The sequence below is a fragment of the Streptomyces sp. NPDC053513 genome, assembly GCF_044544765.1.
GTDB lineage: Bacteria > Actinomycetota > Actinomycetes > Streptomycetales > Streptomycetaceae > Streptomyces > Streptomyces litmocidini.
In genome coordinates this window covers 1-10,985 of the sequence record NZ_JBITXP010000050.1, presented here as the reverse complement: position 1 = coordinate 10,985, position 10,985 = coordinate 1, and the positions used below count along the sequence as shown (strand labels likewise).

9 protein-coding genes and 3 pseudogenes are annotated in these 10,985 nt (G+C 69.3%); 6 read left to right on the top strand and 6 right to left on the bottom strand.

Translation table 11 applies throughout. The annotated features are described in order from the left end of the window. Positions 1 to 122: pseudogene (locus tag ACIGW4_RS37820) on the bottom strand (IS5/IS1182 family transposase); the annotation flags it as partial. A gap of 396 nt (positions 123 to 518) precedes the next feature. Between ACIGW4_RS37820 and ACIGW4_RS37815 the strand changes: the two are divergent. Beyond that, positions 519 to 833 (top strand): hypothetical protein, encoded by a 315-nt coding sequence (locus ACIGW4_RS37815; RefSeq protein WP_399586228.1) that lies wholly within the window; start codon positions 519 to 521, stop codon positions 831 to 833. A gap of 36 nt (positions 834 to 869) precedes the next feature. Here ACIGW4_RS37815 and ACIGW4_RS37810 read toward each other — a convergent pair whose 3' ends face one another. Both ACIGW4_RS37810 and ACIGW4_RS37805 read right to left on the bottom strand, forming a co-directional pair. Further along, positions 870 to 1,460 carry a transposase gene (locus tag ACIGW4_RS37810; RefSeq protein ID WP_399586226.1) on the bottom strand — a complete coding sequence of 197 codons (591 nt, stop codon included), beginning with the start codon at positions 1,458 to 1,460 and terminating at the stop codon, positions 870 to 872. Continuing rightward, the gene (locus ACIGW4_RS37805; protein WP_399586223.1) at positions 1,457 to 1,972 is read right to left on the bottom strand and encodes a winged helix-turn-helix domain-containing protein; all 516 of its coding nucleotides are present in this window, start codon (positions 1,970 to 1,972) and stop codon (positions 1,457 to 1,459) included. The genes ACIGW4_RS37810 and ACIGW4_RS37805 overlap by 4 nt, the downstream gene beginning before the upstream one ends. A gap of 272 nt (positions 1,973 to 2,244) precedes the next feature. Here ACIGW4_RS37805 and ACIGW4_RS37800 point away from each other — a divergent pair, with 272 nt between their 5' ends. Both ACIGW4_RS37800 and ACIGW4_RS37795 read left to right on the top strand, forming a co-directional pair. After that, complete coding sequence (locus ACIGW4_RS37800) at positions 2,245 to 2,463, top strand: hypothetical protein (protein WP_399586222.1); 219 nt, start codon at positions 2,245 to 2,247, stop codon at positions 2,461 to 2,463. Between the two features lie 846 nt (positions 2,464 to 3,309). Next, positions 3,310 to 4,046 (top strand): annotated as a pseudogene (locus tag ACIGW4_RS37795) (IS5 family transposase); the annotation flags it as partial. Positions 4,047 to 4,055: 9 nt separating this feature from the next. Here ACIGW4_RS37795 and ACIGW4_RS37790 read toward each other — a convergent pair. After that, a complete protein-coding gene (locus ACIGW4_RS37790; RefSeq protein ID WP_399586220.1) occupies positions 4,056 to 4,346 on the bottom strand; it encodes a hypothetical protein in 291 nt (96 codons plus the stop codon). A 673-nt stretch (positions 4,347 to 5,019) separates the two neighbouring features. On the opposite strand from ACIGW4_RS37790, the gene ACIGW4_RS37785 reads away from it, so the two are divergent. Continuing rightward, entirely contained in the window at positions 5,020 to 5,919 is a 900-nt protein-coding gene (locus tag ACIGW4_RS37785) for a DMT family transporter (protein ID WP_399586218.1), read from the top strand. A 13-nt stretch (positions 5,920 to 5,932) separates the two neighbouring features. On the opposite strand, the gene ACIGW4_RS37780 is transcribed toward ACIGW4_RS37785, so the two are convergent. After that, positions 5,933 to 7,327: an STM4012 family radical SAM protein gene (locus ACIGW4_RS37780; RefSeq protein ID WP_399586216.1), complete on the bottom strand. Its 1,395-nt coding sequence runs from the start codon at positions 7,325 to 7,327 to the stop codon at positions 5,933 to 5,935. Positions 7,328 to 7,573: 246 nt separating this feature from the next. On the opposite strand from ACIGW4_RS37780, the gene ACIGW4_RS37775 reads away from it, so the two are divergent. Then, a complete protein-coding gene (locus tag ACIGW4_RS37775; protein ID WP_399586213.1) occupies positions 7,574 to 8,671 on the top strand; it encodes a DUF1152 domain-containing protein in 1,098 nt (365 codons plus the stop codon). Positions 8,672 to 9,283: 612 nt separating this feature from the next. Here ACIGW4_RS37775 and ACIGW4_RS37770 read toward each other — a convergent pair. Next, a pseudogene (locus tag ACIGW4_RS37770) lies at positions 9,284 to 9,475 on the bottom strand (IS5/IS1182 family transposase); the annotation flags it as partial. A 1,269-nt stretch (positions 9,476 to 10,744) separates the two neighbouring features. Between ACIGW4_RS37770 and ACIGW4_RS37765 the strand changes: the two are divergent. Further along, complete coding sequence (locus tag ACIGW4_RS37765; protein ID WP_399586212.1) at positions 10,745 to 10,894, top strand: hypothetical protein; 150 nt, start codon at positions 10,745 to 10,747, stop codon at positions 10,892 to 10,894. The last annotated feature ends 91 nt before the right edge of the window (positions 10,895 to 10,985 follow it).

The window sequence follows — 10,985 nt, the reverse complement described above, 5'->3', positions numbered from 1 at the left end:
TCATGCACCCGCGCGGTCGTTCCGGGACCGGTTCGCCCGGCACGCCAAGCCGTGAACACCGGCTCGATCAAAGCCCATCGGGCGTCGGAGACGTCACTGCGATACGCACGTCGAGGTGTCACGTCCCGGACAACGAGCACTACGACCTGCCGTCACAAGAACATCCCAAAACACCAACTACATAGATCAGATGCCCTCTAACGAGCTCGTGCACGATAAGCATTCGGGCACGCCAGCGGAGCCTGCTGTCAAGAGGCGAGGCTGTGACCAGCATGGATGCGATCAAGGGAGAGCGTTAATCCTTATCGTGCACGAGCTCGTAAAGGGTGTTGCAGAAGGTCCGGCTTCGGCAGGCCGAAGTGCCGTCTGACCTGATGTCGGAGTACGGCCTCAGCTCCCCAGTTACGTACGGTTGAACGTCCCCAGTTGATGGCGCGCGTTCGGGGTCCGGGCTGCGTTGAGGTCACAAGATCGTCTCTGCTGTAGGCCGTCTGACCTGGCCCTGGCAGGATGCCTGAATGCAGATCCGAAGAATGGTGGGCTGTGTTGGCCTGCTGGTTGCGCTCGTGGGATGCAGTGATTCCGGTGACGGTGCTGCAGCCCCGAGTGGAGTAGAGCGTGTGGAGGCGACGGCTTCGATGGACCCGAACTCGATCACTGTCCTGGTGACCTTCGTCGGCGGGCCGGCTGATGGTCTGACCGAGCATCGTCCGCTGGCAGAAGCGACGGGCAAGGTCACCATCGATGGTGTGACCTATCGGGGCAATCCGGGGCCGCCGCCGGAGGTGAAGGACACCCCTGAGGGCCTGGCCCAGGTGATGAAGCCCGAGTGAGGCAGGAAGGGCCTCCCAGCCAAGGGCTGGTTCTCCCTACTGATCTTTTCGTAAGTTCGGTGGGTGTGGTGGGTGGATGGTCAGGGCGGTGTGGGTGAGGAACGACCACGGCAGTTGAGGGTTGGTGTTGATGCGGTGGATGCCTTGTTCGGTGGCGTCGGCGACGTCCGCGAGGTGGTCGCCGGCGAGGTTGGCGAGCTCGCGCTTCTTGAGCGAGGACCACAGCAGTTCTACCGGGTTCAGTTCGGGAGCGTAGGCGGGTAATCGCTCGAGGGTGAGCCAGTCCTGTTCGGCGACCCAGGCCCGCATTGTCCGGCTCCAGTGGGCGGCCAGGCCGTCCCACACGAGGACGACTTTTTCGCCGCGGTAGAAGATCTTCATCTGCTCCAGGACCTCGATGAGCCCGGCGGTGTCGTAGCTGCCAGGCTTGAGGTGAAAGCACAGGCGGGCCCCACGGTCGGGGTCGGTGGAGTGGTAGCCCAGTGCCCCGGCCATCGACGCGCGCTTCCAGTTCAGGCGGTGCCGCAACAGCGGGGTGCGGCCCCGGGACGCGTAGGTGCGACGGACCTGCGGAAGGAGCGAGACACCTGATTCGTCGAGGAACACGATCCAGGCACGTGTGTTCACGGCCCCTTTTTGATGCGCGGCCACTCATGCGCGATCCAGCGGGCGATCTCGGACTCGTCCCGCTCGACCGCCCGCCGCTCGGGCCGTTGCAGGCTCCATCCGAGCCGGCCGGTCAGCAGTCGCCACACCGAGGCCCGTGAGAGGGACACCCCCGTTACACGCTCAACCACCGCACCGACCCGTTCCAACGTCCACAGATCGGCCTCGAAGCCGTGGGCCTGGGCACCCCGCTCCAGCGCGGCCCGCACCTCTTCCACCTGGGCATCGCCCAACTTCGGCGGGCGACCGGATGCCGGCCGTCGCCGCATCGCCTGAGCTCCGCCGTTCTCCCATGCGCGTCTCCACCGCCGCACACTCTCGGCATGGACCCCTACCATCCCCGCGATCTCGGCGTTCGAGCGGCCCTGCCCGAACAACTCGGCCGCACGGACTCGCCGAGCCTCCGCCAACTGCGGCCTCGACAACGGAGGAACAGACCACCCAGAAACCGTGGACGATGGTTGCGACGACACGACAGAAGACTCTCATCCATCCACCCACCACACCCACCGAACTTACGAAAAGATCAGTAAGACGTCATCTCATTTGGTGAGCCTGCGGTAGCAGATGAGGGTGCAGGCGATGCTGGTGAAGGCGAGGAAGTGGTCGGCTTTGCGTTCGTAGCGTCGGTGGAGCCGTCGACCTGGGGCTCGAACAGCATGCGCGCGGACGCTACGGCCTACCTGACGGCGGGTAGCGCTACACGTACGCCCTGTTCGGCGGGGGCGTCCTCGCCGTGGGCTCCATGCTGGCCCTCGCCGGTCGCCGCGTACCCGGCTGGAAGACCGCGCTGCTTCCGGCAGCCGGCCTCGCGGTCGGCGCCGCCTCGGTCCTCTTCCTCGGTCAGGAGCCCCGGCACTGGATAGCCGCCGGCGCGATGGCCCTCGCCGGACTGGTGGTAACCCTGGTCGCGATCAGGCGCGCGTTCGCGAACCCACCCGCAAACGAGCGCGTTTCACACTGACCTGGCCGAGATCCGCTTCCCAGGACTCGCCGAAACACCGAACCGCGTGCGCAGCAGCACCCGGATCGGCACCGGGGCCGGGTCGGGGGCGGGCGGATGTGACGTCGACATGCCTCCACCGTAGACACCGGCACCACTGTCGCTCATGCACAGGGGGGCGTGGGTAGCCGAGGCGCTCCAGCGTCTGGCGCGCCTCGGCGGCGGATCGCCTGTTGCGTCCACTTCGGCGGCGAGGATCGGTGAGTCCTCCTCGAGTGCTGGCGCTGCCCGCCAGGCGTGGTCGTGTAGGGGGTGCTTGTCCGGCGCGAGCCCCGGGCTGCCATGCGGAGAGGCAGGCCGGGGCTGGAGTGGGAGGCGCGCGCCAAGGTCCGGATCAGTTGCTGAGGACCGGTGGTCCCTCGGGGAACATCGCGCAGTACTCCAGGCGCGCCTGGAGCTCCTCGGTGATAGCTGCGTCGCTGGGCTGCACGCCGACTGCTACCGCGGCCTTGCGATCGACGGCGAACCGGCCTTGCAGAGCGGCCAGCAGGGTGTGAGGCGACCACGTGGCCGAGGGCCAGGTCTGCGCCCAGTCCTCGCCGTGCTCGTCTAGACCGTTTCCTTCGGATCATCCGATCGTTGCTCTGGGGGTGTCGCTGACTGGTGCCCAGTGGGGGCGGATCGAGCCGCTGTTGCCGGACCGGACTCCGAAGCGGGGTGAGCGGTGGGGGGGGGGGGGGGGGGGGGGGGGGGGGGCGGGGGGGGGCGGGGGCCGCCCCCCCCCCGGGGGGGGCGGGGGGGGGCGGGCCGGGGGGCGGGGGGGGGGGGGCGCGCCCCCCCCCCCCCCCCCCCCCCCCCCCCCCCACCGCGTTCACGTACCGCACCGGGACTCCGTGGATGGACCTGCCCGAGCACTTTGGGTCGTGGGAAGGCGCCCACAACCGGCTGCGGAAACGGGCCGCCGACGGCACCAGGGAGAAGGTCTTCACCGCTCTGCTGGCCCAGGCGGACGCCGAGGGTGATCTGGACTGGGTCGTCGCGGTCGACTCCGCGATCGTCCGTGCCCATCAGCACGCGGCCGGGACGAGTCGAAAGGGGCGTCGGTCGGCGAGCCGGCCGACCATGCCCCCGGACGGCCCCGCGGCGGTCTGACCACCAAGATCCACCTGGCCTCCGACAGTCGGTGCCGACCGCTGGCGTTTCACCTCACCCCAGGTCAGGCCGGTGACGCACCCGCCTTCACACAGGTCATGGCCCGCTTGCGAGTACCCCGGAGCGTCGGGCGGCCCCGCACCACGCCACAGGCGCTCCTTGCCGACAAGGCGTACTCGTCCCGGGCCATCCGCGAGCACCTGCGGCGCCGAGGCGTGCGTACTGTAATCCCGCAGCCTTCCGATCGGATCGCCAACCGAAAGCGCCGCGGGAGTGCCGGAGGCAGACCGCCCGTCTTCAACCGCGACGCCTACGAACAGCGCACCACGGTCGAGCGGTGCATCAACCGCCTCAAGCAATGGCGCGGCCTCGCCACCCGATACGACAAGACCGCCACCCTCTACCTCGCCGCACCCCACATCGCCGCCATCTTCATCTGGTCGACGAGGTGACTCAACGCTTCAGGCAACCACTCGAACAACCGCCAAGGTCATGGCGATACCGGCCGTTGCACCCAACACCAGAGCGGTGATCGCCCCCCCTCGTCCGACGCCCTGCTCGAACGGGACACTCGGTACAACCTTGTGCAGCACAGGCGCGACTACCGCCATGAGACTGAAGCCGACGCCAAGGCGCCAGTACGTCCCGCCTGAGCACGAAGCATGGAAGCGACCTCCGCAACCACTCGGTTCCACGGTGAAGCCCGTCACGACGAGGAACAACGCGCTGGCGTACACCGCGCCGAACAGCATCGTGACGGCGAAGTCGACACGCCTCGCTCCCGCAGAGCTGGTACCGTCACCTGCCACGTCGCCCCCCAAGCGCGCTGAACCCAAGAGCGCGGAGTCTACTGCGTCGGTGCTGCGGCCCGTCAGCGACGGAAAGTCCTCTGATCCGAAGGAAACGCCCTAGTTTGGTGTTTCGGCCGTGTGGCGAGCGTGCGTGCAGGGCAGGCCGGCCCCGACTGGAATTGTCAGACAGGCCCTACGAGCACAGCCCACCTACGCCATGGAGCCGGTCTCGCCACGGCCCCACGTCCCCCCATCCTCCTCCGCTCCCCCCGATCCATTGCGCCGTCCACGGAAGTACCTCACAGAGCTCACCGGCCGTGCCGCAACCGAATTCATCTGCCGTGGTCAGTGACGCCCATATGATCAAGACGGTTTTCGGGTCGGACGACACGGATACATACGCAACGCATCAATCCGGCTCAGGAACGATCCGGACTCCAAGGCCTGGTAAAGGGGCTCCGTCCACAGCTTCGTTGAGGGCTTTGTCCAGGGTTCTGTGGGATCGTCGAGGCCGTATGGTGCGAAGTCGCCGTATCCGCCGGTGGAGCCGCCCGGATCTCATGGGTTCTGCCAGGGGTCGCAGGGCTGTGCGCACCGGTACGTTCACGCCGTCTGTGCCTAGGGAGGGGGCGGTGTGAGCGGTGTGGTGCCGGTGCTGGTGGCGGCGGTGTTGTGGGGCACTGTGGGCCCGGCGCAGATCTGGGCCGGGAGTGGAGCACATCCGGTGTCGCTGGGGGCAGCCCGGATGCTGGTGGGCGGTCTGCTGCTGACGGCGGTGATGGTGCGGCCGGCCGGGCTGCGCACGCTGCTGAGGCGGGGGGTGCGGTGGTGGGTCGTGGTCAGCGTGCTGGTGACGGCCGCGTTCCAGGTGTGCTTCCTGCAGGCGGTCGAGCGTTCGGGGGCGGCGCTGGCGACGGCGACGGCGTTCGGGACTGTGCCGGTGGTCAGCGGGGTGTGCGGGCTGCTGCTGTCCGGCGAGCGGCTGTCGCGGCGGTGGGCGGCGGGGACGTTGTGCGCGGTCGTCGGGATCGGGTTGTTGCTGCTGCCCGACAGCGAGGGACGGGCGGACGTCCTCGGTGTGGGGTACGGGATGGCGGCGGGTGCCGGCTTCGGCATCTACATCGCGGCAACCAAGGAGTTGGGTGCGCGGGGCGGCGATCTGGACGCGGCGGCGCCGGTGAGCGTGCTGTGCGCCGGGCTGGTGGTCTCGCCGTCTCTTCTGGTCGCTCCGGAGGGGGTGTTCACGGCGCGCGGGGCGGCGCTGGTGGGGTGGCTTGCGCTGGGGACGACGACCCTGGGGTATCTGCTGTTCACGCGGGGGGTGGGCCGGCTCAGCGCCGCCACGGTGGGGACGCTGAGCCTGACCGAACCACTGGTCGCCACCGTGCTCGGGGTGGTGCTGCTCGGCGAGCGGCCGGGGCCGCTCGCCGTCGTGGGCGGCATGCTGCTGCTGGGCGGACTGGTGGCCGTCTCGGTGCCGGGGCGGCGGCGGGCGGCGGCCCGGGGGTCTCGGCCCGAGCCGGTGGGGCGGTGAGGGACCGGGCGGCTTACCGGTCCTGGTAACTGCTCATGTTCACGCGTACGTGGTCGGAGAAGAACCGCGGCCCGATCGCGTCGGCGCGGGCCATGCCCTCCGGAGTGAGCCGCAGGACCGTACCGGCGGCCCGGACCCAGTTGCGGGCCAGGAGGGTGTCGAGCTGGGCGGCGAAGTCGGTCTCGAACCGGGTACCGAAGTGGCGCTCGTAGCGGATGACGTCGAGTCCGGACGATTCGAGCAGGTGCTGGAGGACGTACATCCGGCGCCGTTCGTCGTCGTTCATGACGAAAGCCCACTGGGCACGGCGGAAGCGCTCGCTCGGGGTCGCGATGTAGTCGTCGATGATGCGGCGCACCTCGGGGACGGCGACGGCGTAGTCGGTGGTGTAGTGCAGGTCGGTGGTGAAGGAGCGGGCACCGACGCCGAGGCCGACCATGCCGGCCTGTTGGTTGTACTCGTTGATGCTGTTGCCCTCGTTGTTTTCGGTGGCGGCGCTGCCGAGGCGTCGGAAGACCCGCATGGACGTCTGCTCGTATCCGGCCGACAGGAGGTGGTCGCGGCCGAAGCGGTAGAGACGCAGTCGCTGGTCGTCCCATTCGGCGGGGCTGGTGGCGTGCCGGGAGCTGAGACCGGTCAGCGGGCGGACGTAGAGGGGGTAGAGGTAGATCTCCTCGGGTTCCCAGGCGAGGGCGGCGTCGAGGGAGATCTGGAAGGTGCGTTCGGTCTGGCCGTCGATGCCGTAGATGAGGTCGATGTTCAGGATGGGGAACCGGGCGTCGCGCAGGCGGGCGAGGGCGGATTCGACTTCCTGGCGCTTCTGCGGGCGGACGGCGGCGCGGACTTCGTCGTCGAGGAAGCTCTGCACGCCGATGCTCAGCCGGCTGGCGCCGCGTTCGGCGAGGACGGAGAGCCGGTCGGCGGTGGCGGTGGCGGGCGAGGTCTCGACCGACCAGGAGGCCGCCTGCAGGTCGGCACCCATGATGTTCTCGGATATGTCGCAGAGCCGGGTGAGTTCGTCGGCCGTGAGGTAGGTCGGGGTGCCGCCGCCGAAGGCGGCGAGGGTGAAGAGTAACGGCTTGCCCTGGGCGTCGAGGGCTTCTCTGGTGACGCGGGCCTGGCGTTCGAGGGTGTCCAGGAAGGCGGCGGTGATCTCTTCGGGGGCGCCGGTGCGGGTGAAGAGGTTGCAGAACCCGCATCTCATCTCGCAGAAGGGGACGTGGGCGTAGAGGGAGAGGCTGTCGAGCCGTTCTTTGGACCACAGGTCGCTCAGGAGCGGGCCCTCGTCCAGGAGGCGGTAGGCCTTCTGGTGCGGGTAGGCGTAGACGTACTGCTGGTAGGGGGTTTCAGCCTCGGCGGGTGCCGTGGGGGGAAGGGTGGGCGACGGAAGCATGACGGACTTGCCCATGGGCGATGTGCCTCGCTTTCTGAGGGGTCGTCACGGGGGGTGACAGCTCGGCACCCTAGAGCGGCCGGGGAGGTGATATCTGTAGTGTGATCACTAAAAGATGCACTTCACGACCTAGAGGTTCGTCCGCACTTTTGGTGAAGGAGGTGCTTTCTCCCGAATTGCCGCCCCGGACGCGGGCGACGGGCGACCCGGACCGTCCGATACGCCTGACGGAGCGGGCGCGCATGGGGTTGTGTGTCCGCCATGAAGCGACTTCTCATCGCCGCGGGAGGCGGCGGCGACGCCATCACGGCGGCCATGGTGCACGCCGCCCTGCATGGCCCGCACACTCCGGCTCTGGTGCTCACCTACGCGTGGGAACGGCTCGTCGTCGACCCTGTGCCCGGGCCGCGCGGCATCCCGGACTTCACCGCCCTCGACCGCCCCGCACCCCATCTGGCCCTCGTCACCCCACGGACCGCGCCCAAGGCTCCGGCCGGTTCGCTGCTCCCCCGGCTGGCCGGCGGCCTGCGGCCCGCACTGGGACTGCTTGACCCGTACGACGGAACAGTCGGCCTCACCCGGCAGATCGAGGCGGCGGCCCGCTGGTGCGGCGCCGACCGGATCGATCTCGTGGACGTGGGCGGCGACATCGTCGCGCGCGGTGACGAACCGACGCTGCGCAGCCCACTCGGCGACGCGCTGGCCCTGGCCGCCTGCACCGCGACGGGCCTTTCGACCACCGTGTACGTCGCCGGGCCCGGCCTGGACAACGAGGTGCCGCGAGCCCTCCTGACGCCCCGGCTCGGTGACCCGGCCTTCGCCCTCGCACCCGAGGACACCGACGACGTGCTGCCCGTCTTCGACTGGCACCCCTCCGAGGCCGGCGCGATGCTCGTCGCGGCGGCCCGCGGCGTCCGCGGCGTCTGCGGCACCCGCGACGCCCCCGCCCCCGTCGTCCTGGACGACTCCTCGCACCTCGTGCACCGGCTCACCGGCGAGGACGCGCTCCGGCTCAGCCCGCTCGCACGGGCCCTCGCCTCGTGCCCCAGCCTGGAGGCCGCCGAGAAGGTGTCGCACGCCGTCTGCGGCTTCTCCGAGATAGCCCGGGAGCGACAGCGCGCCGCCCTCCTGCCGGCTCCGCCCGCCCCGCGCCCTCCCGCGGAACCCGAAGCCGTCCTGGACCGGTACCTCGCCTTCGAGCGCGCCCGTCGCGCCGAGGGCCTCGCCTACGTCACGACCCGCAGGATCATCGAGGAACTCGCCCTCACGCCGGCGGAATCCGACGCCCTGCATCGTTCCCTGGCCGCAGGGCCGATGGCCCGGCGTGCGGCACCGTTGTGGCGGCTGGCGACGGCCTGAAGCGAACCGCGGCGCGTGGGTGAGGGCCACGGCATCCCGGTCCGCCTCCACGGCGCACCTCTCCGTTCTGTGAGTACGACAAGCCTCCCAAGATCCATGTAAAGACGCCTAGTTACCTGAAGGAGTGTTTTGTCCTGACCAGGGTGTTTGATAACTGGCGCGATGCAGGCCGCTTGGGGCAGCCCATGCTGGTGTGTGAGGATCCGCCTGTGGAGTGCGATGTGTGTGGACGGTCGATGTGGCGGTGGCCGGTGCCACCGACTGTGTGGAGAGAGGAAATCTGGTCCTGTCCTGTTCCTGGTGCCATGCGGCCACCCATGTAGGCGGCGAGCGGTTCGAGATTTTGCGACCGCCGTATCTGTCCCTGGGGATGCGCTGGGAGAAGGCCGTCGCGGATGGCCTTGCCCCTGGTGTCTCCCACGCGTTCGGCATCTTCGACAGGACGTTGTGCGGCCTTCAGGAAGCCGGCCACCGTCCGACTACGGGTGGCTGCCGGAACGGGAAGATGCCTGCGGCGCCTGTCGGGAAGCGGCGAGTGTTATCGATGGCCGCTGGCCGCGGTCGATGAGGGGTGAGGATGCGCGGGTCAGCGTGGCCCGGCGGCCATGAGTCCTTCCAGTTCAGAGTCGACTCTCGAGTGAGTCTGGGACTCATCAGGTTGATCATTGCGAGGCGGATCATCGCTTCGGAGCGGTGCGGATGAGTTTCGTAGTCGCGGGCGAGGCGACGGTGATGCATGAGTCAGCCGAAGGTCCGTTCGACCACCCGGTGCCGCGGAATCACTTTGAAGCCCTTTGACCCAGGTCGCGACGAGTGACTTCGACACCTGCAGACCTGGGTGGCACCTGTGCCGGCGGGCATGGTCAGGCCGAGCCGGAGATGGCCGGTGGCCGGGCGGCCGGTCGGGTACGGCTCCAGGACGGCGCCGGGCGCGGGGGCCCGGCCCCACGCCGGCCTGCGGCACTGACGCGGTGTACCGGGCGTATCCGCGCTGGCCCCGGTGTGTGTCCGTACGGCGAGGTGGCCTGGGTACCGCCGGCCAGACCGCCGTGCCCGCTGACCGCGCACAGGCGGTCGGCGTGTTGTGGCGGGTGCCGGGGCTTCTGGTGGGCCTGCATGCAACCACCATCGGTGCGGGCCGGTGTTCCCCATGCCAGGCCTCGGGGCGGGGGAGGCCCCAGGCCCGGCGGGTGAGCGGGCCCCATCCGCTCCACCTCCGTGTGCCCTCGATGCCGGCCCTCACACGCCCCGTGCCGCTTTCAGGAAATCCTGGTGTGAGATGTGGCTTGGTGGGCAGACGGGCGGCAGCGCCGCCGTCTGCGGATATCCCCCCGAGTCGTGGACGGCGGCGACTGGTGCACGCCCTGCCCCCGGTCCTCCCCTTCCCGCAGGCAGGGGCGCATGAGGCGCCCGACACGTACGGGCGGTCACGGCCTGGACCCGGGCCACGGGCCTGAGGGTGACGCCGGCCGCCGAACCGGAGGAACTGTTCGTCCAGGGCAGCCCGCAGCACAGTCATGCGAAGCCGGTGCGCACCGAGTGCCCGGCAGAGGCATGGGATCACCGGATCGGGTCCGGTGCGTGGGGGCTCTCCTGTCATGAGGCCGCTGACCAGGTGCAGGCGATGGGCCGGGTGAGGTCTTCCACGAGGCGGACAGAGGTGGGCCTGCCTGTGAAGCGAGCAGGACGAGGAAGAGGAGTGGATTTGGGCGGTTTATAGGTTTCGGTGAAAGTGGTTCAGCTGAAGCCGTATGTACGGTAGAACTGCAGGTCACAGAGTCTGCTCCCCGCACCCGCGGAGATACTCCCGCGGAGGCCACCCTGGCCGAGGCGAACGACGACTGTTCCCCGTACCTGCGGGGAAGGGCCCCACGGCTCTTACCAAAGCCCCGTGGTCAGCCGCCGACAGCTGCGTTGAGCCATGCGACCCCCCGATCTGCGGGGCACGGAGTCGACTGGTCTCGTGCTCCCCCTGTCTGCCCCGCATCGCGCCTTCCGCCTCACCCCACGCGGGAGGCGCACCCCTGCCAGACGCCACCGGACCGGGCACGGGAGTTCGGGGAGAATCGGCCGGTGACCACCGCGCAGCGCCGGACCCGCGGCTCCGGCCCCCAGGCCGTACTTGTCCAGGCCGCTCGGGTCGTCCTGCTCGCCGACCTTCCCGGTGTCTGCCTGCCCGACCTCGGCGAGCTGCGCGACCGAGGAGTCCTCGGCCAACACTAGGTGTATTGATCATGAGCGTTGTTAACGCCGGCTGGTCTTGATCATGGCGAAGACCTCCGGTGTGGTGGAGGTGTCTAGGCTCCACACCACA